This window comes from Mycobacterium sp. 134, assembly GCF_048282715.1.
Classification (GTDB): Bacteria; Actinomycetota; Actinomycetes; order Mycobacteriales; family Mycobacteriaceae; genus Mycobacterium; species Mycobacterium septicum.
Genome location: NZ_JBLVUN010000008.1, coordinates 5,327,391 through 5,348,384, shown reverse-complemented (window position 1 = coordinate 5,348,384; position 20,994 = coordinate 5,327,391). Strand labels below are relative to the sequence as shown.

Below are 20,994 nucleotides of genomic sequence, written 5' to 3'. Positions count from 1 at the left end.
CATCCAGGAAGAAACCCGTGCAAACTGTTTTCGAACGAACCATTCCCGCTAACGGCCTTGTTGACCGTTCGCTGGCTACCGCCGTCTTGCAGCCGTTCTGGCTCGCGGATGCGCCGGCGCAGCGCAGCTATCCGGCGTTGACACGTGCGCCGTCGATGTATGACCTCGTGGTGGTCGGCGGCGGGTACACCGGTCTGTGGTCAGCCCTGTTGGCCAAGCAACGGGACCCGGGCCTGCGCGTTGCCCTCCTGGAGGGACAGACGCTCGGATGGGCGGCATCGGGGCGCAATGGCGGTTTCGTCGAAGCTTCACTCACTCACGGTGAGGAGAACGGACGCAACCGTTGGCCCGATGAGATCGATGTCATCGACCGCCTGGGAATGGAGAACCTCGATGCCATCGAGAAGACCGTCGGGTCACTGGGTCTGGATTGTGACTTCGAGCGGACCGGCTCCATCGCCGTCGCCCTGGAGCCCTATCAGGCCGCTGAACTGGCTGCGGCCCGGCAGCGGCCGGGGCACCTGTACCTAGACCAACAGGCCATTCGGGCCGAGGTCGATTCGCCCACGTATCTGGCCGGCATGTGGGCGAAAGACAGTGCCGCACTCGTACATCCCGCCAAGCTGGTCAACGAACTCGCCCGTGCCGCAGTCGAACTCGGCGTCGAGATCTACGAACACAGCAAGGTGCTCGGAGTCGGCCCCGACCGCCGCGGCGGACCGCTGACCGTTCGTACCGAACGCACGTCCGTGCGGGCCGACCGAGTGATACTGGCCACCAACGGTTTCCCGTCGTTGTTGAAGCGCTATCGGTACCACACGGTGCCGGTCTACGACTACGCATTGATGACCGAGCCGCTCACCGAGGCCCAGCTGGCCGACATCGGTTGGAGTAACCGGCAGGGCATCAGTGACATGTCGAACCAGTTCCACTATTACCGACTGTCCAAGGACAACCGCATCCTGTGGGGCGGATACGACGCCGTCTACCACTTCGGTGGCCAGATCCGGCCACAGTACGAGGATCGCGATGTCACCTATCGCAGGCTTGCCAGTCATTTCTTCACGACGTTCCCGCAGCTGGAGGACGTCAGGTTCACCCACCGGTGGGCCGGGATGATCGACACCTCGACGCGGTTCTGCGCTTTCTTCGGGTCGGCGTGCGGGGACCGCATCGGATACGCCGCGGGGTTCACCGGGTTGGGCGTGGCAGCGACACGTTTCGCCGCCGAGGTCATGCTCGACCGTTTCTCGGGCACTTCGACGGCCCGGACCGAACTTGAGATGGTCAAGTCGACGCCGCTGCCGTTCCCGCCGGAACCGTTCGCCTCGGCCGGAATTCAGGCGACCCGCTGGTCGCTCGATCGGGCCGACCATCGTGAGGGCCGCCGCAATGTCCTGCTCAAGGCGCTGGACTCGGTCGGGCTGGGGTTCGACTCGTGAGCACGCCGTTGCCTGCCCAGTCCGTCGACACCGCGGCCCTGGCGCTCGACCACGCACCACTTCCCGCCGAGTCGGTCGTGGCGGGAGCGCCGACGACAGGCTTTCGCGACCTGATCGCGCTGTCGGACATGACGATCGGCGTATGGGAACACACCCCCGGTGTCTCCCGGGACGTGGAGGCAGACGAGGTGTTCGTCGTCCTGAGCGGGGATGCCAGCGTCGCGTTCGACGACGGATCCCCGCCGATCGATCTCCGGCCGGCAGCCTGGTCCGGTTGCACGAGGGGCAGCACACCACCTGGACGGTCCGCGAGACGCTGCGAAAAGTGTTTGTCGCATAGCGTTCCTGCGCGCTGGGAGGCAGCGACCCCGCACAATGGGTCGAAGGCGTTGACGTAAGCGCCGGGAAGCAGTGCGGATGGGCCGAACATTGAAGTCCGAGTCGCCGCGGCGACGACGGCGGCCGACGAAGCAGGGCGTGGTGCTGTCCGAGCAGCTCATCGTCGAGGCTGCGCTGCGCGTGTTGCATTACCACGGCGCCGCCGGCCTCAGCGTCAGGCGCCTCGGAGTCGCACTCGGGGCTGACCCGACCGCCCTGTACCGCTACTTTCGCGGCATCGAGGACGTGGTGCTGGCCATCACCGACGAACTGTTGCGACGAGTGGTCGACGGGTGGGAGCCGACCGGTCACTGGCGGCAGGACATGCGGGAACTCGGGTTGCGCCTGCACCGCGTATACGTCGAGCACCCGCAGGCCGGGGTGCTGGCCGCGAGCCGGGTGACCGGAGGCGCCCACGAGATCCAGATCATCGAGACGGTCTTGGGTTCACTGCGGTCGGCCGGATTCCCCGAGCGGGAGGCGGTCGAGGTCTATCACGCCTTCATCGACCAGATGCTGGGGTTCGCCGCGCTGGACGCAGCCTTCGAAGCCCTGCCCGCAGAACACCAGAAGCGCGACGACGACAAGTGGCGCGACACCTACGCGCAGCTGCCCGCCGAGACGCACCCGAACATTGCCGCCACCAGCAGTTTGCTCGCCGAGTCGATGGGACGCAGCGCGTGTGAATCGGCGCTGGAGCTCCTGCTCGACGGAATCTCGTTGAGGCTGGACACCTCGCGCTGATTCAACCCGTCTTGACGGCGATTCCGTCGAGCAGTTGGTCGAGGCCGGAGTGGAACTCGGTCAACGGGTCGTCGTCGGTCTGATCGAACACCCCGGCGTCGATCGCGGCCGCCAGCGCCGGGAACCGCGCGGGGGTCACCAGGCGGCGCAGCAGCGCTGGGTACTCCCGGTCGTCCACGTCGCGCGCCTCGATGGCCAACGCCGCCGAGCCCCGGGTGAAAACCAGCACGGCGATGACTGCGGTGAGCTTCTCGCGCTCGGTCAGCCCCGTGCCGGCCAGGGCGGCCAGGCCGGCGTCGAGCCAGGCCAGCTGACCGGGATCTGCGGGCAGGCCGGCCGATGCGGCCTGCAGGATCCACGGATGGCGGTGGTAGACGGCCCACAGCTCATGAGCCCAATTCGACAGTGCATCACGCCAATCCGATCCCTCGGGCGTCGGCGGCGGGGGGCCGGGTCCGGTGGCGAGCATGAACGTCACCAGCTCGTCTTTGTTGGCCACGTGCCGGTAAAGGGACATGGTGCCGCACCCGAGACGTTCGGCAAGTCGTGCCATCGACAGGGCGGCAAGCCCGTCGGTGTCGGCGAGTTCGACAGCCGCCGCGACGATGGCTTCCCGCGTCAGGCCACGCGACCGGCTAGGCGCCGGGTCTTGTTGCCAGAGCAGGCGCAACGCGCGGGGGAGCGGGTCATCGGGGCCGGACATCACCGCTCAGAGTAATCAGTGACAACCCGATGCGTATGTCATACCCTTTTGCGTATGGCATACGCATCAGGGCGATCGGCGCGGCCGGCCGCGGCGCTCGCGGTGATCGTCGTGGTGTTCCTGGCGTATTCGCTACCGCCGTACCTCACCGGCGGCACCCGGGTGCCGTCCACCTTCGGGCTGCACTATCCGTTGCTGGTCGCTCACGTTCTCTTCGCGAGCGTGGCGATGGTGTGCGCCGTCGCGCAGATCTGGCCGGGCTTGCGGCGGCGTCACCCGGCACTGCATCGGCGCACCGGCCGCGTCTACGTCGCGACGGCGATTCCGGCGGCGGTCTGCGCAATGGTGATCGGGGCGGCGACGCCGTTCGGTCCGATACTGCGGGTCAGCGACGTCGCACTGGGGGCGCTGTGGCTCTGGTTCACGGTCGACGGATTCGTTGCGGCGCGCCACCGCAGGTTCGGCGTACACCGCCGCCAGATGCTGCGGAGCGCGACGCTCGCGCTGTCGATCATCACCAACAGGATCTGGACGCCCGTGCTGTACCTGACCTTCGACCCGTTGCGCGACAGCGTCTTCGGCGGGGACGAGGAGAAGTATCTCTGGGTGGTCGCGGGTGTGGGTGCCTGGTTGGGCTGGACGATTCCGCTCCTGGGGCTGCAGCTGTGGTTGAGTCGGCAGGCCGCACGCACCAGGGCTCGGCCACCGTCATTGAGCGGGGTCTGAGGTGGCGGTGATCCGATCGATCACCGCCAGCAAGCCGTCGTCCTCGTCGGCCTCTACGACGTGGCCGCCGAGCGCGCGGTGCAGAGCGCTGTAGTACAGGCCGTCGCCCATGAGCTTCACCGCGCGGGCCACATCGAGGTCGCCGAGTGCGTCGTGCAGGACGTTCAGCCAGTCGGCCGACACGGTCTCGATGACCGTCCGTGCATGACCGTCACCGGCCTGTTGCAACCGGGACACCGCCACCAGGGTCCGATCGAGCGGCGTGCCCGCGTAGTGCGAGGACCGGATGTAGTAGCGCGCGGGTCCGTCGGGAGCCGTCCGCATCGCCTGCACATCCTCGGCCGCCAGTGTCAGGAGCCGGTCGCACACTGCGGCGGCGAGACGGTCCTTGGACGGAAAGTGGTAGAGCAGGCCGCCTTTCGACACGCCCGCTTTGGCGGCCACCGCGTCGAGGGTGGCGTAGCGCTCGCCTTCGACGGCCAGGACATCCTCGTAGGCGTCGAGGATGCGGTCCCGCGACGAAGCCATTCCGAGAGCTTACGACAATTCAGTGGAACTGTACCGTCTGGACGGTATAGTTTGGCCGGGTCACGTCGGTCGAGTCATATGGAGAAGCTGGTCATGCGGGTGTATCGCGACGTGCTCCGGACGCCGGGTGTACTGAACGTGACTGCTTCCCAGCTGTTCGCCCGCCTGCCGCTGGGCATGCTCAACCTGGCGATCCTCATGCACGTCCAGTCCAAGACCGGGTCCTACGCACTGGCCGGCGCCGCGGTGGCATGCGTCAGCATCGGGGAAGCGCTGGCGATGCCCGTCACCGCGCGCATCGCCGGGCGCGCCATGGTGATCACCCTGATCGCCGCGGCCCTGACGAACGGCGCCGCCATGCTGGCGCTGGCGTTCGCCGGCGCCTCAGGGCCGCTGCTGCTGATGCTCGGCGTGCTCATCGGCGCATCCGTGCCGCCGCTGATGCCGGTGGTTCGGGCGCTGTATCCGCAACTGGTGCCGAGCGACGGGGTCCGCGCGCTGTTCGCGTTCGACACCACCGCACAGGAACTGATCTGGGTTGTCGGCCCGGTGGCCACGACCTTCCTCGCCTCCGCGCTGTCGACCGCGATCCCGTTGGTGGTCTCCGCGGGCGTCACGGTGGCCGGCACCGCGTGGTTTCTGCTGGGCGCCAGGCACCTTCGGCCGCCCACGGGCAAGGCCGCATCGGCCTTCGGCCGAGTGATCGCCAACCGGGCGGTCATCCTCGCGATGGTCGCCAGCCTCGCGCTGGTCGCCTCCTTCATGGCCCTGGAGGTCGGTGTCGTCGCCGCGCTCGGAGGCACCGGTGTCACCGCCGGTCTCGCGATCGCGGTGGCGAGCGTGGGGTCCCTGGTTGGGGGCCTGGCGTTCGGGCACCGGCGTTTTGGGCTCGCCGGCCTGGTGGCGGCGCTGGGAATCGTGGCTGTCGGTACCGCCGTGTTCGGCCTCGTCGGCAACCTCGTCCTGCAGTTCTGTGCATTGTTCGTGTCGGGACTGGGCTTTGCCCCGGCGATGTCCGCGCTGTATCTCATGGTGTCGCGGGAGATCGAAGAACACTCGGCGGCAGAGGCGTTCGGTTGGCTCAACAGCGCCGCGCTGGTGGGTGGTGCGACGGGTACCGCCCTGGCCGGCGTGGCCGTCGACGCGCACGGTGCGCGTGGTGCCGTCGTGGTGTCGGCGGCGCTGGCGACCCTGGCAGCCTGCAGCCCGATCGTGGCTCGGATGGCCGGTCCGCTCAGAGGCCTCGGCGATGAACGGGTTGCGGGACATTCCCGGTCGGCAACGTCAATTTCCCCGGTAAACGCCGGCGAGCGGGTGTAATCTCCTCCGCGATCAGTCTTACCGGTGCTGGGTCCAACCGGAGTGGGGTCGCCATGGCTACCGAGTTCAACGGCAAGGTCGAGCTGGATATCAGGGATTCCGAACCGGACTGGGGCCCCTACGCGGCACCCACCGCTGTCGAGAACGCCCCGAATGTCCTGTATCTGGTGTGGGACGACACCGGCATCGCCACGTGGGACTGCTTCGGCGGCTTGGTGGACATGCCGGCGATGAGCCGGATCGCCGAACGCGGAGTTCGGCTGTCGCAGTTCCACACCACGGCACTGTGCTCGCCGACCCGCGCGTCACTGCTCACCGGACGCAACGCCACCACGGTCGGGATGGCCACGATCGAGGAGTTCACCGACGGATTCCCGAACTGCAACGGGCGGATTCCGCTCGAGACCGCCCTGCTCCCGGAGGTGCTCGCCGAAAACGGCTACAACACGTACTGCGTGGGCAAGTGGCATCTGACTCCGTTGGAGGAGTCCAACCTCGCTGCCACCAAACGGCATTGGCCTTGCTCGCGGGGGTTCGAACGGTTCTACGGATTCATGGGTGGCGAGACCGATCAGTGGTACCCGGACCTGGTGTACGACAACCATCCGGTCGACCCTCCGGGCACACCCGAAGAGGGGTATCACCTCTCGCGGGACCTCGCCGACAAGACCATCGAGTTCATCCGGGACGCCAAGGTGATCGCCCCGGACAAACCCTGGTTCACCTACCTGTGCCCGGGTGCCGGCCACGCCCCGCACCATGTGTTCAAGGAGTGGGCCGACCGGTATGCGGGGCGATTCGACATGGGCTACGAGGCCTACCGCGACATCGTGCTGGAGAACCAGAAACGGCTGGGTATTGTTCCGCCCGACACCGAGCTGTCACCGGTCAATCCGTATGCGGATGTCAAGGGGCCCAACGGCGAACCGTGGCCGGCCCAGGACACCGTGCGGCCGTGGAACACCTTGAGCGACGACGAGAAGCGGCTGTTCGCCCGGATGGCCGAGGTGTTCGCCGGCTTCCTGTCCTACACCGACGCCCAGATCGGCCGGGTGCTGGACTTCCTGGAAGAGACAGGGCAACTCGACAACACGATCATCGTGGTGATCTCCGACAACGGGGCCAGCGGCGAGGGTGGGCCGAACGGGTCGGTCAACGAGACGAAGTTCTTCAACGGCTATATCGACACCGCCGAGGAAGGGCTCAGATTCATCGACCGGTTGGGCTCGCCGGAGACCTACAACCACTACCCGATCGGGTGGGCGATGGCGTTCAACACGCCATACAAGCTGTTCAAGCGCTACGCCTCCCATGAGGGTGGAATCGCCGACACCGCGATCATCTCCTGGCCCAACGGTATTGGGGCCCACGGCGCCGTGCGCGACAACTACGTCAACGTCTGCGACATCACGCCGACCGTCTACGACCTGCTCGACATCACGCCCCCGGCGAGCGTGCGCGGGGTTCCGCAGAAGCCGCTGGATGGCATGAGTTTCAAAGTGGCACTGGACAATCCGGATGCGCCGACGGGCAAGGAGACCCAGTTCTACACCATGCTCGGCACTCGCGGTATCTGGCACAGGGGCTGGTTCGCCAACACCGTGCACGCCGCCACCCCCTCGGGATGGTCGCACTTCGACGCCGACCGCTGGGAGCTGTTCCACATCGAGGCCGACCGCAGTCAGTGCCACGACCTGGCCGCCGAACAGCCGGACAAGCTCGCCGAACTCCAAAAGCTGTGGTTCAGCGAGGCCGACAAGTACAACGGCCTGCCGCTGGCGGACCTCAACATCCTCGAGACGATGACCCGGTGGCGGCCCTATCTGGTCGGGGAGCGGTCCCGCTACACCTACTACCCGAACACCGCGGAAGTCGGCCTGGGTGCGGCCGCCGAACTACGCGGGCAGTCGTTCACCGTGCTTGCCGACGTGACCGTGGACGGCGATGACACCCAAGGCGTGTTGTTCAAACAAGGTGGCGCGCACGGCGGTCACGTCCTGTTCATCGCCGGCGGGCGGCTGCACTACGTCTACAACTTCCTCGGTGAACACGAGCAGTCTCTGGTCTCACCCGATCCGATCCCGTTGGGGCGGCACATCTTCGGTGTGCAGTACGAGCGGACCGGCACCGTCGAGGGCAGTCACACCCCGCTGGGGAACACCGCCCTGTACGTCGACGACGCCGTGGTCGCCACGCTGGACGGAATGCAAACCCACCCCGGCATGTTCGCGCTCGCCGGAGGCGGCATCTGCATCGGCCGCAACACCGGATCGGCGGTGTCGCAGCAATACCGGGCACCGTTCGCGTTCGGCGGCGGCACCATCGGGCAGGTCACCGTCGATCTGTCGGGCGAGCCGTACCGGGACCTGGAAAGGGAACTCGCTGGCGCGTTCTCCAAGGACTGAGGGGACTGAGGGGGCTGACCGATGAGAGGGAAGACCATCGGGGTGGGTGCGGGTGTGTTGACGCTGCTCGCTCTGTCGGGCTGCGGGGGCGGCGTCGACATCGCGGATCCACTCGCCGAAACCACGACGGCGGCGGCGCCTGTCACGACGTTGCCCGTGACAACGCCTCAGCGGGAACGCCCGCCGGAGTTCGCCGTACCGGCTTACGGGGTCGAGCCGACCACCACGAGGGTGCTGGCTCCTGGCGAGGTCACCTGCCCGCCCCCGGACGGCCCGACCGTCACCGCCGGGAGCCAAGCGCCCGGCTCGCCGACGCTCACCGTCGCCGTGCCCGAAGGGTTCACCGAGGTGACACCGCATGCGGCGGCGGTGCGGCTGACCGGCCCGGCGGGGATGACCGCCGAGATCACGCTCACCCCGACGACGCGGACCGCCCGGGCGGATTTCGAGCAGTACGCCGACGACCGCGTCGCGAAGTACCCGATCAACAGCGTCAGCGTGCTGCCCGGGGACCTGTGCGGATACAGCGGGCAGAAGCTGATGGGCATCCTGGCGGAGCGGCCGGGAAAGGGCATCGAATATGCCGACCGGATCGTGCACGTGTGGACCAATCAGGGCGCCTTCCTGGCGGTGGTGCGGCTCGAAGCCCCGAGCGAGACGCCGGGATTCGACGACGCCAGTTCGGCGATGCTCGCCGACTTCGGAATCGCCATGCCGGGCTGAACCGGCCGATGGCCGGGCCGGCTAGCCTCGGTGCCGTGGTCACCGAACTCATCGAGCTTCCCGGCGGGACCTTCCAGATGGGTTCGACGGCGTTCTACCCCGAGGAGGCCCCGGTCCACTCGGCGACCGTCGCCGCATTCGCCATCGAGAAGCATCCCGTGACCACCGCCCAGTTCGGCGAGTTCGTCGAGGCCACCGGATACGTCACGATCGCCGAACAGCCGATGGACCCGGCGCTGTATCCCGGGGTGGACGAGGCCGATCTGGTGCCCGGCGCCCTGGTGTTCACGCCCACGGACGGCCCAGTCGACCTGCGGGACTGGCGGCAGTGGTGGGACTGGGCGCCCGGCGCCAACTGGCGACGCCCGTTCGGGCCCGACCGTGACCCGGCCGCCCCCGACCACCCCGTCGTACAGGTGGCCTACCCGGATGCGGCGGCCTACGCGGCCTGGGCCGGGCGCCGGTTGCCCACCGAAGCCGAGTGGGAGTTCGCGGCACGCGGGGGAGTCGAGGGCATCTACGCCTGGGGCGACGAAGTGACCCCGGGCGGAGTGCTCATGGCGAATACATGGCAGGGCCGGTTCCCGTATCGCAACGACGGCGCGCTCGGCTGGCGCGGCACCTCGCCGGTCGGAAGCTTCCCGGCGAACGCATCGGGCCTGTCGGACATGATCGGCAACGTGTGGGAGTGGACCACCACGCGGTTCACCGGGCAGCACCAGCCGGAGGCCGACGCCCCCGCGTGCTGCCCGCCGCCCGCAGACCCCGATCCGATGGTGAACCAGGTGCTCAAGGGGGGTTCGCACCTGTGCGCCCCGGAGTACTGTCACCGGTACCGTCCGGCGGCGCGGTCCCCGCAGTCGCAGGACAGTTCGACGACGCACATCGGCTTCCGCTGCGTGGTGGGCTGAGGCCCGGACCCACGCTCGACGGGTAAAGTGCCGCGATTTGGCGCATTCGCCGTGCTCACCTACTATGTAGGGGTTGCCTTGGGCAGACCTCGGTTGACTGCTGTTTCAGAGTCGGCCCCGCGTGCCCTTCGGAAACAAAGACCGCGCACGTCCAGGTCGGTATCTGGCGTGCATACAAACCCAGGTCAGGAGATCGAGTGATTCAGCAAGAATCGCGGTTGAAGGTCGCCGACAACACGGGCGCCAAGGAAATCTTGTGCATCCGCGTGCTCGGTGGCTCATCGCGACGCTATGCCGGCATCGGCGACATCATCGTCGCGACTGTCAAGGACGCCATCCCGGGCGGCAACGTCAAGCGCGGCGATGTCGTCAAGGCCGTCGTGGTGCGCACCGTCAAGGAGCGCCGCCGCGCCGATGGCAGCTACATCAAGTTCGACGAGAACGCCGCCGTCATCATCAAGGCCGACAACGACCCCCGCGGGACCCGCATCTTCGGGCCGGTCGGTCGCGAACTGCGCGAGAAGAAGTTCATGAAGATCGTCTCGCTGGCTCCGGAGGTTTTGTAAATGAAGGTCCACAAGGGCGACACCGTGCTGGTGGTCTCGGGCAAGGACAAGGGCGCGAAGGGCAAGGTCATCGAGGCCTACCCGACCCGCGACAAGGTCCTTGTCGAGGGCGTCAACCGGATCAAGAAGCACACCGCGCAGTCACAGAACGAGCGCGGCGCATCGTCGGGCGGCATCGTCACCCAGGAAGCCGCGATCCACGTGTCCAACGTGATGGTCGTCGATTCCGACGGCAAGCCGACTCGTGTGGGTTACCGCGTCGATGAAGAGACCGGCAAGAAGGTCCGCATCGCCAAGACCAATGGCAAGGACATCTGATGACCGCACCTGAGAAGGTTCAGCCCCGGCTCAAGCAGCGCTACCGCGAAGAGATCCGTGAGTCGCTGAACAAGCAGTTCGAGTTCGACAACGTCATGCAGATCCCGGGCGTCGTCAAGGTTGTCGTCAACATGGGCGTCGGCGACGCCGCCCGTGACGCCAAGCTGATCAACGGCGCGGTCGCCGATCTGGCCCTGATCACCGGCCAGAAGCCGGAGATCCGCAAGGCCCGCAAGTCCATCGCACAGTTCAAGCTGCGTGAGGGCATGCCCATCGGCGCGCGCGTCACGCTGCGCGGCGACCGGATGTGGGAGTTCCTGGACCGGCTGATCTCCATCGCCCTGCCCCGTATCCGCGACTTCCGCGGCCTGAACGGCAAGCAGTTCGACGGCACCGGTAACTACACCTTCGGCCTCAACGAGCAGTCGATGTTCCACGAGATCGACGTCGATTCCATCGACCGCCCGCGCGGCATGGACATCACCGTGGTCACCTCGGCGACCAACGACGACGAAGGCCGTGCGCTGCTGAAGGCGCTGGGCTTCCCCTTCAAGGAGAACTGAGCACATGGCAAAGAAGGCGTTGATCCACAAGGCCAACAAGAAGCCCAAGTTCGCGGTTCGCGCGTACACGCGGTGCAACAAGTGCGGTCGCCCGCACTCGGTCTACCGCAAGTTCGGGCTGTGCCGTATCTGCCTGCGCGAGATGGCGCACGCGGGTGAGCTGCCCGGCGTGCAGAAGTCCAGCTGGTAATCCAGCGGGCACAGCGCAGTAGACCACACAGACCAATCCAACAGGTTGCGGAAGGCCCTTACCAGGGAACCGCCGCGAGGAAGGTGAGCCGGTTGTCATGACGATGACTGACCCGATCGCAGACTTTTTGACACGTCTGCGCAACGCCAATTCGGCGTACCACGATGAGGTGACCCTGCCCCACTCGAAGATCAAGGCGAACATCGCCGAGATCCTCAAGAAAGAGGGCTACATCTCCGATTACCGCACCGAGGATGCCCGCGTCGGCAAGTCCCTGGTGGTGTCGCTCAAGTACGGCCCCAGCCGTGAGCGCAGCATCGCCGGCCTTCGCCGCGTGAGCAAGCCCGGTCTGCGGGTTTACGCAAAGTCCACCAATCTGCCTCGGGTGCTCGGCGGCCTGGGCGTGGCGATCATCTCCACGTCCTCGGGCCTGCTCACCGACCGTCAGGCGGCACGAAGCGGCGTGGGCGGCGAAGTCCTCGCCTACGTGTGGTGAGGGGATAGAAGACATGTCGCGTATTGGTAAGCAGCCGGTCCTGGTTCCCGCCGGGGTCGATGTGACGATTGACGGCCGCAACGTCTCCGTCAAGGGCCCGAAGGGCACCCTGACCCTGGACGTCGCCGAGCCGATCACCGTCGAACGCAACGAAGACGGCGCCATCGTGGTCAGCCGTCCCGATGACGAGCGGCGCAGCCGCTCCCTGCATGGGCTCTCCCGCACCCTGGTGGCCAACCTGGTCACCGGCGTCACCGAGGGCTACACCCGCAAGATGGAGATCTTCGGCGTCGGCTACCGCGTCGCACTCAAGGGTTCCAACCTGGAGTTCGCGCTCGGTTACAGCCACCCCGTGGTGATCGAGGCGCCCGAGGGCATCACGTTCGCCGTCGAGACGCCCACCAAGTTCTCGATCACAGGCATCGACAAGCAGAAGGTCGGTCAGATCTCCGCGGTCATCCGCCGCCTGCGCCGCCCCGACCCGTACAAGGGCAAGGGTGTGCGTTACGAGGGTGAGCAGATCCGCCGCAAGGTCGGAAAGACAGGTAAGTAATCATGGCTGCAAAGACTGAAGCTGCCGCCGTCCGCAAGCCGGTGGGGCAGAACATCTCTGAGACCCGCCGCAACTCACGGCTGCGTCGGCACGCCCGGTTGCGCAAGAAGGTCGCCGGCACCGCCCAGACCCCGCGTCTGGTGGTCAACCGTTCGGCACGGCACATCCACGTGCAGCTCGTCGACGACCTGGAAGGCGTCACCTTGGCGGCTGCCTCGTCGATCGAGGCCGACGTGCGTGCGGTCGAGGGCGACAAGAAGGCGCACAGTGTTCGGGTCGGTCAGCTGATCGCCGAGCGCGCCAAGGCTGCCGGCGTCGACACTGTCGTGTTCGACCGTGGTGGCTACACCTATGGCGGCCGGATCGCCGCGCTGGCGGATGCCGCGCGCGAGGGCGGGCTGAAATTCTGATGACTGTCAACGAGAGGACTGCATGATGGCCGAGCAGGCAACTGGTGCCGGCGGCCCAGGCGCTTCCGACAACCGTGGTGGCCGTGGCCGCCGCGACGACCGTGGTGGCCGTGGTGGCCGCGACAGCGGTGAGAAGAGCAACTACATCGAGCGCGTGGTCACCATCAACCGCGTCTCCAAGGTGGTCAAGGGTGGTCGGCGCTTCAGCTTCACCGCGCTGGTCATCGTCGGTGACGGCAAGGGCATGGTCGGTGTCGGCTACGGCAAGGCCAAGGAAGTTCCGGCCGCCATCGCCAAGGGCGTCGAGGAGGCTCGCAAGAGCTTCTTCCGTGTCCCCCTGATCGGTGGCACCATCGTCCACCCGGTCCAGGGTGAGGCTGCCGCCGGTGTGGTCATGCTGCGTCCGGCCAGCCCCGGTACCGGTGTCATCGCCGGTGGTGCGGCCCGCGCCGTACTGGAATGCGCCGGGGTGCACGACATCCTGGCCAAGTCGCTGGGCAGCGACAACGCGATCAACGTGGTGCATGCCACCGTTGCCGCGCTGAAGATGATCCAGCGTCCCGAAGAGGTGGCGGCACGTCGCGGTCTGCCCCTCGAGGACGTGGCGCCGGCCGGCATGCTGAAGGCCCGGCGCGAGAGCGAAGCGCTGGCTGCCGCAGCAGCGCGTGAGGGATCGGCATAACCATGGCAGAGCTGAAGATCACCCAGGTGCGCGGAACCATCGGCGCACGCTGGAAGCAGCGCGAAAGCCTGCGGACCTTGGGACTGAAGAAGATTCGTCAGTCCGTGGTTCGTGAGGACAACGCGCAGACCCGCGGTCTGATCAAGGCCGTTCATCACCTCGTTGATGTGGAAGTGGTGGAGTCCTAATGTCTGTAATCAAACTGCACGACCTGAAGCCCGCTCCCGGGGAGAAGAAGGCCAAGACCCGCGTTGGTCGTGGTGAAGGCTCCAAGGGTAAGACCGCCGGTCGTGGTACCAAGGGCACCAAGGCCCGCAAGAACGTCCCCGCGACGTTCGAGGGTGGCCAGATGCCGATCCACATGCGGCTGCCGAAGCTCAAGGGCTTCAAGAACCGCTTCCGGACCGAGTACGAGGTCGTCAACGTCGGCGACATCACCAAGGCCTTCCCGCAGGGCGGCACCATCGGTGTCGACGAGCTGGTGGCCAAGGGCCTGGTTCGCAAGAACAGCCTGGTGAAGGTTCTCGGCGACGGCAAGCTGGCCGTCAAGGTCGACGTGACCGCCAACAAGTTCAGTGGTAGCGCCCGTGAGGCGATCACCGCTGCCGGCGGTTCGGCCACCGAGCTGTAATTTTCTCTGCGCGAGCAGACGTCAGAGCCCCCGAAATCACCGGATTTCGGGGGCTTTCGCGTCTGCTCGCCAGGTCAGGTGAGCTGCGGGATCACGTCGGCGGCCAGCCGCTCCAACTGCTCGCGGTCCTCGGTGACGCTTGCCCCCGTCGGATTGAGCACGATGGTCTGCGCGCCCGCATCGAGAACTTCGCGAAGGCCCCGCGCCACCTCGTCCGCCGTGCCGGCCACCGCTACATCTCCCAGACCGGGCCTGTCCCCGTAGATCCGTCCCAAGCCCGCGTCCACCCGCTCCCGCGCGCGGGCGCTGTCGTCGTCGACGATGAGATACACCCGCTTGCCGATCCGGAAGGTGTCCGGGTCCTTGCCCTGCTCGTCTATCTCCCGGCGCACCGTGCGCACGGCCTCGGCGAAGGCCGCGGTGGTCGAGGACCCGGCCCCGAGAAACGCGTCGCCGTGGCGGACCGCGCGGGCCAGCGCGGCCGGGGCGTTGGCGCCGAACCAGATCGGCGGGTGTGGACGCTGAACGGGTTTGGGGCTGATGGCCAGGTCATCGACGTCGCGGAACCGGCCGTGAAAGGTGATCCGGGGTTCGTCGGACCAGGCGGCCTTCATCAACTCCAGCCCCTCGGTGAAGCTGGAGATGAACGTCGAGGAGTCCACCCCGAAGGCCGGGAACTGCCGAAAAGCCCCGCCAGGCGCCACCCCGACGTCGAGGCGGCCGTGACTGAGCCGGTCCACCGCGGTGATCGAGGAAGCCAGCTGCAGCGGGTCGTGCAGGGAGGTGACCAGGACCGCCACGCCCAACCGTAGCGTCGTGGTGACCGCCGCGGCATACGACAGCAGCTCCAGCGGGGCGATCGTCGGTGCCGGGCCCACGGTCTGCTCGATGGTCCAACCGCCCTCGAACCCGAGTTCCTCGGCGCGAGCCAGATACGCCTTGAAACCCGCGTCGTCGAAGCCGTCGTGGTGGAGCTGCGGGAGTGAGATGGAGAACGTCACCCGGCCCACGCTACGACGCCACGTCCGGTGGGCGGCGAGTTCTCGTCGACGCGCGCAGAACCCGGGGATCGGTAGGCTCGGTTTCATGTTCGCTTTTCTCCCAGGGATTCCCGGCAAGGACGAACTCAAGACGTGGGTCCGGCGCGTCGACACCGCCCGACACAACGGAGTTCCCGGCGGCTGTGTCCTGGAGTTGGACCTGATGTCGATACCGCCTGAGACCAGCGGCTTCGACCCGCTGGCCGTCATCGCGGGCGGCGGGCGCCCGATGGTGCTACGGCAGACCGTCGCGGCGATCCACCGCGCGGCCAAGGACGACCGGGTGGCCGGGCTGATCGCGCGGGTGCAGCTGCCCGCCGCCGCACCAGGACCGGTGCAGGAGTTGCGCGAGGCCATCGCGGCGTTCAGCGATGTCAAACCTTCGTTGGCATGGGCGGAGACCTACCCCGGCACGCTGTCCTACTACCTGGCATCGGCGTTCCGCGAGGTGTGGATGCAGCCGTCGGGCACGGTCGGTCTGGTCGGTTTCGCCACCAACGCGACGTTCCTGCGGGACGCCCTCGACAAGGTGGGCATCGAGGCCCAGTTCGTCGCGCGCGGTGAATACAAGTCGGCGGCAAACGTTTTCACCGAGGACCGCTACACCGACGCGCAGCGCGAGGCCGACGGCCGGATGATCGAGAGCCTGCAGTCGCAGGCGTGGCAGGCCATCGCCGAATCGCGGCAACTGACCACGGAGGCCATCAACGCACTGGCCGACAGGGCGCCGGTGCTGCGTGATGACGCGGTGACCGCCGGCCTGATCGACCGGATCGGGTTCCGGGACGAGGCGTACTCGCGGATCGGTGAGCTGTCCGGTGGCCCGGTCGAGGCCGGTGCGGATGCCGACAATCACCCGGATGCCCTACCGCGACTTTATCTTTCGCGTTACGCGCGGACGTCTCCGAAGGTTCCCGCACCACAGATCCCGGGACGCAGATCCAAGCCCACCATCGCGGTGGTGACGCTGCACGGTCCCATCGTCAGTGGGAGGGGCGGGCCGCAGGTGTTGCCGCTGGGGAACTCCAGCGCAGGCGGGGACACCATCGGCGCGGCCCTGCGTGAGGCGGCCGCCGACGACGAGGTGTCGGCGATCGTGCTGCGGGTGGACAGCCCCGGCGGCTCGGTCACGGGGTCGGAAACCATTTGGCGCGAGGTGGTCCGGGCCCGCGAGCGCGGCAAGCCCGTCGTCGCCTCGATGGGCGCGGTGGCCGCGTCGGGCGGTTACTACGTGTCGATGGCGGCCGACGAGATCGTGGCCAACGCCGGCACCATCACCGGATCCATCGGCGTGATCACCGGCAAGCTGGTCTCGCGCGAGCTCAAGGACAAACTCGGGGTCGGTTCGGATTCCTTACGCACCAACCTCAACGCCGACGCCTGGTCGTCCAACGCGCCGTTCACCGACGAGCAGCACGCCCACGTCGAGGCCGAGACCGAGCTGTTCTACGCCGATTTCATCTCGCGGGTGGCCGATGGGCGCAAGCTGTCGGTCGAGCAAGTCCATGAGGTGGCCCGAGGCCGGATATGGACCGGCGCCGACGCGAAGGACCGCGGTCTGGTCGACGAACTCGGCGGGCTGCGTACCGCGATCGCCAGGGCCAAGGTTCTGGCCGGGCTGGATCCGGACACCAAGGTGCGGGTGCTGAGCTATCCCGGTTCGTCCTGGTTGGACATGTTGCGGCCCAAGCCTTCGTCACAACCGGCAGCGGCGTCGTTGCCGCAGGCGGTCGGCAACCTGCTCGGGCAGTCGGTGGTCGGAGTTCTCGAAAATGCCGGGCGCACGATGACCGGGGTCAACGCACTTTGGCTGGGAGAACACAGGTTTTGACGCAATTGACAATTGCGGCGCGGTGACGCGGCGGTGCATCGGCTGCCGGGGGACTGTAACGTCAGACCTTGGCAACTGATGAATTGTCGACGAAACGACGGCCTGGCCCTGCGGTGTTCAACCCAGTCAGAGCAGCCGTAACAGAATGCGCGGCGGGGAACGGTGTCGTCAGACACATGGAGGACTCGTGCCCGCGCATAAAAGCCCGATGAAGGGCTTTGGAGACAAGCCAGACCTCGATCACCGCGAACCCCCCGAGAATCCGCCGGACTCCGGCATCCTCAGGCGTGCCATCGCCGCATCGGCGATCGGGAACGCCACCGAATGGTTCGATTACGGTATCTACGCCTACGGCGTGAGCTACATATCGGCCGCCATCTTTCCCGGCGACGCCCAGCAGGCCACCCTGTTGGCGTTCGCCACGTTCGCCATCTCGTTCTTGGTGCGTCCGCTGGGCGGCTTCGTGTGGGGCCCGCTGGGCGACCGGGTCGGCCGCAAGCAAGTGCTCGCCATCACCATCGTCCTCATGGCCGGCGCGACGTTTTGCGTCGGGCTGATTCCGTCGTACGCCTCGATCGGCTTGTGGGCGCCGGCGCTGATGGTCGCACTACGCATGATTCAGGGGTTCTCCACCGGCGGTGAATACGGCGGTGCCGCAACGTTCATGGCCGAGTATGCGCCGTCGCGCAGGCGAGGGTTCCTCGGCAGCTTCCTGGAATTCGGTACCCTGGCCGGCTTTTCGGCAGGTGCCTTGTTGATGCTGGGCTGTTCGGTGCTGCTCAGCGATGAGCAGATGGGCTCGTGGGGCTGGCGGTTGCCCTTCCTGGTCGCGGCGCCCCTCGGCCTCATCGGGGTGTATCTGAGGTCCAGGCTGGAGGACACCCCGATCTTCCGAGAGTTGGAGGAGTCCGGAGAGACCGAACAGGGCGCGGTGACCCAGTTCAAGGATCTGGTGTCGGAGTACTGGGCGCCGGTGCTGCGGTTGGGCGGTGTCGTGGTGGCGCTCAACGTGGTGAACTACACCCTGCTCGCGTACATGCCGAGCTATCTGGAACAGACCATCGGACTGTCCAGCAGTCACTCGCTGATCGTTCCCATCATCGGCATGCTGACGATGATGGTGTTCCTGCCCATAGCCGGGCACGTCTCCGACCGCGTGGGGCGCAAACCGATGTGGTGGTTCTCGCTGGTCGGCTTGTTCATCGCCGGGGTACCGATGTTCCTGTTGATGGCGACGAACATGCTCGGCGCCATCATCGGTTTCGCGGTTCTCGGGCTGCTCTATGTGCCTCAGCTGTCCACCATTTCGGCGACGTTCCCGGCGATGTTCCCGACCCAGGTCCGCTACGCGGGATTCGCCATCGCCTACAACGTGTCGACGTCGCTGTTCGGCGGCACCGCGCCGGCGATCAACGACTGGCTGGTCGGACTGACCGGCGACAAGTTGGTGCCCGCGTACTACATGATGGTCGCCTGTGTGGTCGGCATGATCGCACTGGTCAAGGTCCCAGAGACGGCCCGATGTCCGCTCAACGGCACCGAGATACCCGGGACACCGGAGGCACCCGCTCAGCTGGAGTACGAGCCCGGTTTCGAGGCCGATTCCGAGGCTGACATCACCGTCGGTTCCGGCACGCCGACGGCATCAGCCGGCGGGTAGCCGGGCGATCAACCGGTCGACGGCGTCTTCCATGTGGGCCAGCATCAACTTGTCGGTGAGGGCGACGTCGCCGGACCGGATGGCGCTCGCCAGACTCTGGTGCTCGTTCACCCGGTCGGTGGCGGCGTCGTAGGTGTCGGCCAGCGCGTGCACGCACATCCTGGTCTCGACCAGGAAGGTCTGGTGCAGACGGGAAAGCCGTGGGCTGCCTGCGAGTTCGACGAGCACCTCGTGGAAACGCATGTCGGCTTCGCTGACCCCGTCCAGGTCCTCGGCCGCCGCCATCTCGTCGACGACGGCGAGTAGCGCGTCCCCGGCGCGCGCGTAGTCGCCCTGCAGGATCTGGCGGCTCGCGGCCCGCTCGATCGCCTCGCGAGCCAGGTACATGTCGCGGATCTCGCCGGAGTCCATGGTGTTGACGAACACTCCGCGGTTGCGGATCGCGATGAGCAGGCCTTCCTGGGTGAGGCGCTGCATGCCCTCCCGGACGGGACCGCGACTGACGCCGAATCTGCGCGCCAACTCGGCCTCGCCGAGTTGCGTACCGGGCACGAGTTCGCCGTACGCGATGGCCTGCCTGAGCTTTTCGGCGACGATGCCCGGTGTCGATTCCTGCTCGACGGGAGTGATGAAGTCGGTCACGGTCTCGCCCCGAACAGGCGGCCCAGTCCGGGTAGCGGCGGCACCGGCCCGATCAGCTGCAGGCCCTTCCAGACCGTGACCTGATTGGCGGTGAGCACCGTCTTGCCGACAGCGGATTCCAGCTGGTCGATGAAACCCATTGTGTGCATGGCCGTGTCGGGTACCAGCACGGCCTCGGCGTCCGGGTGGTCAGCGGCCCGGACCATGGCGAGCACCTGCGCCTGCCCCAGCAGGCCCACCTCGGCCGCGGTGACGATGCCGTGGCTGCCCATCGACACCACGTCCACGCCGCCGCCCGACAGGAAGGCCACGAAGTGCCCCGCCACCTCCTCGGGATAGGACGCCGCCACCGCCACTCGATGTATGCCCAAGTGCTGCAACGCATCCACGAAGGCGATCGACGTCGAGGAGGCCGGGACACCGGATACGGCGGCCACGTCATCGGCCTGACGGCGGGCACCGTCGCGGCCGAAAACGAAACTGCCGGAGGTGCACGCCCACATCATCGAATCGGGGCGCGCCGCCCCCAAGCGCACGACACCATCGGCGAGGCGTTCGGTCCGGCCGAGGTCGAGCAGGGCATCGACGCGATGGGCATCCTCGCCGACCGAGGTGATCGCGACGGGCAGACGGACGGTCGCCTGCAGGCGTGCCTCCAGCGCGCCGAAGTCGTCTTCGGCGCTGTGGCCGGGATAGAGGATGCCCACCGTGGCCATGCAGTCTCCCTTCACCGGGCCATGTCAGTTTTCCAGCAGCCGCTGACCGGCACCTACGGCCTTGCGGCCGGCGACGGCCAGCGCCGCCCACATGGTCACCTGATTGGCCGTGACCACGGGCTTGTCGAGGTCGCGCTCCAAGCGGGCGATCAGATCGTAGGTCGGCAGGTTCGTGCAACTGATGACGATGGCCTCGGCGGCGGAACAATCTGTGGCACAAACCAACTCGGCCGTCGTCTCGTAGGGCACCGCCCAGATCTGGGAAGTCATGCCGAGGCCGGCGGTGGCGGCCACCTCGATCCCGGCCTCCATGAGGTAGCTGGTCAGCCCGCTGGTCAGGTCTGCGGTGTACGGGGTTACCGTGGCGACCGTCTTCACGCCGAGGTGCCGGAGGGCGGCGAGCATCGAGCCACTTGTGGTCACCGCGGCCGGGGCTCCGGCCGCACGCATCGCCGCGACCAGAGCGGCCTCGCCGGCCATTCCCTTGACGAAGCTTCCCGCGGTACACGCATACGCCGTGACCAGTGGCGACACTGCGAGCACGTTGGCGGCACCGGCCTCGACCTGCTCGGGTTCGGAGACATGCACCGCCATGTCGACGGTCACTGGCAGCGGGGCGTACCGAAGCCGGGTGACGTAGAGGCTGACGTCATCGGGAACCCAGCGCCACAGTTCACGGTCGAGCGCGAAGTCGTAGGGCGTCACGACGCCTATCCCCACCTGCTGCAACGGTGGGGGAGGAACGACTTCCTCGAGCGTCATGTCCATAGTGTGAGGCCGAGTCGGCCAACCGGCAACAGATTGTTGACAATCCTA

General features: G+C 67.1%; 26 protein-coding genes. 20 read left to right on the top strand and 6 right to left on the bottom strand.

Annotated features, from left to right (window positions below; all coding sequences use genetic code 11):
• Positions 1-17 precede the first annotated feature (17 nt).
• Genes ACNQVK_RS30440 through ACNQVK_RS30430 form a run of 3 tightly spaced genes read left to right on the top strand, consistent with a single transcriptional unit; the run spans position 18 to position 2,564 of the window.
• On the top strand, positions 18-1,442 hold the full coding sequence (locus ACNQVK_RS30440; RefSeq protein WP_418032488.1) for an NAD(P)/FAD-dependent oxidoreductase: 1,425 nt from the start codon (positions 18-20) through the stop codon (positions 1,440-1,442).
• Positions 1,439-1,840 carry a cupin domain-containing protein gene (locus ACNQVK_RS30435; RefSeq protein WP_418032487.1) on the top strand — a complete coding sequence of 134 codons (402 nt, stop codon included), beginning with the start codon at positions 1,439-1,441 and terminating at the stop codon, positions 1,838-1,840. Before ACNQVK_RS30440 ends, ACNQVK_RS30435 begins: the two co-directional genes overlap by 4 nt.
• A gap of 19 nt (positions 1,841-1,859) precedes the next feature.
• Entirely contained in the window at positions 1,860-2,564 is a 705-nt protein-coding gene (locus ACNQVK_RS30430; RefSeq protein WP_418032486.1) for a TetR/AcrR family transcriptional regulator, read from the top strand.
• Position 2,565: 1 nt separating this feature from the next.
• Here ACNQVK_RS30430 and ACNQVK_RS30425 read toward each other — a convergent pair whose 3' ends face one another.
• Positions 2,566-3,267 carry a TetR/AcrR family transcriptional regulator gene (locus ACNQVK_RS30425; RefSeq protein WP_418032485.1) on the bottom strand — a complete coding sequence of 234 codons (702 nt, stop codon included), beginning with the start codon at positions 3,265-3,267 and terminating at the stop codon, positions 2,566-2,568.
• Positions 3,268-3,321: 54 nt separating this feature from the next.
• On the opposite strand from ACNQVK_RS30425, the gene ACNQVK_RS30420 reads away from it, so the two are divergent.
• Entirely contained in the window at positions 3,322-3,993 is a 672-nt protein-coding gene (locus tag ACNQVK_RS30420) for a DUF2306 domain-containing protein (protein ID WP_418032484.1), read from the top strand.
• Here ACNQVK_RS30420 and ACNQVK_RS30415 read toward each other — a convergent pair.
• The gene (locus ACNQVK_RS30415; RefSeq protein ID WP_418032483.1) at positions 3,976-4,521 is read right to left on the bottom strand and encodes a TetR/AcrR family transcriptional regulator; all 546 of its coding nucleotides are present in this window, start codon (positions 4,519-4,521) and stop codon (positions 3,976-3,978) included. The genes ACNQVK_RS30420 and ACNQVK_RS30415 overlap by 18 nt on opposite strands.
• Positions 4,522-4,599: 78 nt before the next feature.
• On the opposite strand from ACNQVK_RS30415, the gene ACNQVK_RS30410 reads away from it, so the two are divergent.
• The 14 genes from ACNQVK_RS30410 (at position 4,600) to rplO (ending at position 14,289) form a co-directional block, all read left to right on the top strand.
• Positions 4,600-5,841: an MFS transporter gene (locus ACNQVK_RS30410; protein ID WP_418032482.1), complete on the top strand. Its 1,242-nt coding sequence runs from the start codon at positions 4,600-4,602 to the stop codon at positions 5,839-5,841.
• A gap of 53 nt (positions 5,842-5,894) precedes the next feature.
• Positions 5,895-8,246 (top strand): arylsulfatase, encoded by a 2,352-nt coding sequence (locus ACNQVK_RS30405; protein WP_418032481.1) that lies wholly within the window; start codon positions 5,895-5,897, stop codon positions 8,244-8,246.
• Between the two features lie 21 nt (positions 8,247-8,267).
• Positions 8,268-8,969 carry a hypothetical protein gene (locus ACNQVK_RS30400; protein ID WP_418032480.1) on the top strand — a complete coding sequence of 234 codons (702 nt, stop codon included), beginning with the start codon at positions 8,268-8,270 and terminating at the stop codon, positions 8,967-8,969.
• 35 nt (positions 8,970-9,004) lie between these two features.
• Positions 9,005-9,880 carry a formylglycine-generating enzyme family protein gene (locus ACNQVK_RS30395; protein WP_418032479.1) on the top strand — a complete coding sequence of 292 codons (876 nt, stop codon included), beginning with the start codon at positions 9,005-9,007 and terminating at the stop codon, positions 9,878-9,880.
• Positions 9,881-10,077: 197 nt separating this feature from the next.
• Complete coding sequence (gene rplN, locus ACNQVK_RS30390) at positions 10,078-10,446, top strand: 50S ribosomal protein L14 (RefSeq protein WP_029106885.1); 369 nt, start codon at positions 10,078-10,080, stop codon at positions 10,444-10,446.
• Positions 10,447-10,764: a 50S ribosomal protein L24 gene (rplX, locus tag ACNQVK_RS30385; RefSeq protein ID WP_003883431.1), complete on the top strand. Its 318-nt coding sequence runs from the start codon at positions 10,447-10,449 to the stop codon at positions 10,762-10,764.
• Positions 10,764-11,327, top strand: coding sequence for a 50S ribosomal protein L5 (gene rplE / locus ACNQVK_RS30380; protein WP_044516174.1), 564 nt, complete (start codon positions 10,764-10,766; stop codon positions 11,325-11,327). Before rplX ends, rplE begins: the two co-directional genes overlap by 1 nt.
• Positions 11,328-11,331: 4 nt before the next feature.
• Positions 11,332-11,517, top strand: a complete 186-nt coding sequence (locus ACNQVK_RS30375; protein ID WP_003883429.1) for a type Z 30S ribosomal protein S14 — start codon at positions 11,332-11,334, stop codon at positions 11,515-11,517.
• Positions 11,518-11,614: 97 nt separating this feature from the next.
• Complete coding sequence (gene rpsH / locus ACNQVK_RS30370) at positions 11,615-12,013, top strand: 30S ribosomal protein S8 (RefSeq protein WP_029106887.1); 399 nt, start codon at positions 11,615-11,617, stop codon at positions 12,011-12,013.
• A 13-nt stretch (positions 12,014-12,026) separates the two neighbouring features.
• Positions 12,027-12,566, top strand: a complete 540-nt coding sequence (gene rplF / locus ACNQVK_RS30365; protein ID WP_044516177.1) for a 50S ribosomal protein L6 — start codon at positions 12,027-12,029, stop codon at positions 12,564-12,566.
• A gap of 2 nt (positions 12,567-12,568) precedes the next feature.
• Positions 12,569-12,976: a 50S ribosomal protein L18 gene (gene rplR / locus ACNQVK_RS30360; RefSeq protein ID WP_044516179.1), complete on the top strand. Its 408-nt coding sequence runs from the start codon at positions 12,569-12,571 to the stop codon at positions 12,974-12,976.
• Positions 12,977-13,001: 25 nt separating this feature from the next.
• Entirely contained in the window at positions 13,002-13,658 is a 657-nt protein-coding gene (gene rpsE / locus ACNQVK_RS30355; RefSeq protein WP_084621991.1) for a 30S ribosomal protein S5, read from the top strand.
• Positions 13,659-13,660: 2 nt separating this feature from the next.
• Entirely contained in the window at positions 13,661-13,846 is a 186-nt protein-coding gene (gene rpmD / locus ACNQVK_RS30350; protein WP_418032478.1) for a 50S ribosomal protein L30, read from the top strand.
• Entirely contained in the window at positions 13,846-14,289 is a 444-nt protein-coding gene (gene rplO, locus ACNQVK_RS30345; protein ID WP_211157763.1) for a 50S ribosomal protein L15, read from the top strand. Before rpmD ends, rplO begins: the two co-directional genes overlap by 1 nt.
• 74 nt (positions 14,290-14,363) lie before the next feature.
• On the opposite strand, the gene ACNQVK_RS30340 is transcribed toward rplO, so the two are convergent.
• On the bottom strand, positions 14,364-15,290 hold the full coding sequence (locus tag ACNQVK_RS30340; protein WP_418032477.1) for an LLM class flavin-dependent oxidoreductase: 927 nt from the start codon (positions 15,288-15,290) through the stop codon (positions 14,364-14,366).
• An 85-nt stretch (positions 15,291-15,375) separates the two neighbouring features.
• On the opposite strand from ACNQVK_RS30340, the gene sppA reads away from it, so the two are divergent.
• Positions 15,376-17,160: a signal peptide peptidase SppA gene (gene sppA, locus ACNQVK_RS30335; RefSeq protein ID WP_418032476.1), complete on the top strand. Its 1,785-nt coding sequence runs from the start codon at positions 15,376-15,378 to the stop codon at positions 17,158-17,160.
• A 208-nt stretch (positions 17,161-17,368) separates the two neighbouring features.
• Entirely contained in the window at positions 17,369-18,820 is a 1,452-nt protein-coding gene (locus ACNQVK_RS30330; protein ID WP_418032475.1) for an MFS transporter, read from the top strand.
• On the opposite strand, the gene ACNQVK_RS30325 is transcribed toward ACNQVK_RS30330, so the two are convergent.
• Genes ACNQVK_RS30325 through ACNQVK_RS30315 form a run of 3 tightly spaced genes read right to left on the bottom strand, consistent with a single transcriptional unit; the run spans position 18,806 to position 20,940 of the window.
• Positions 18,806-19,462, bottom strand: a complete 657-nt coding sequence (locus tag ACNQVK_RS30325) for a GntR family transcriptional regulator (RefSeq protein WP_418032474.1) — start codon at positions 19,460-19,462, stop codon at positions 18,806-18,808. The genes ACNQVK_RS30330 and ACNQVK_RS30325 overlap by 15 nt on opposite strands.
• Positions 19,459-20,178 carry a maleate cis-trans isomerase gene (locus tag ACNQVK_RS30320; protein WP_418032473.1) on the bottom strand — a complete coding sequence of 240 codons (720 nt, stop codon included), beginning with the start codon at positions 20,176-20,178 and terminating at the stop codon, positions 19,459-19,461. The genes ACNQVK_RS30325 and ACNQVK_RS30320 overlap by 4 nt, the downstream gene beginning before the upstream one ends.
• Before the next feature lie 24 nt (positions 20,179-20,202).
• Complete coding sequence (locus ACNQVK_RS30315) at positions 20,203-20,940, bottom strand: Asp/Glu racemase (protein ID WP_418032472.1); 738 nt, start codon at positions 20,938-20,940, stop codon at positions 20,203-20,205.
• Positions 20,941-20,994 lie beyond the last annotated feature (54 nt).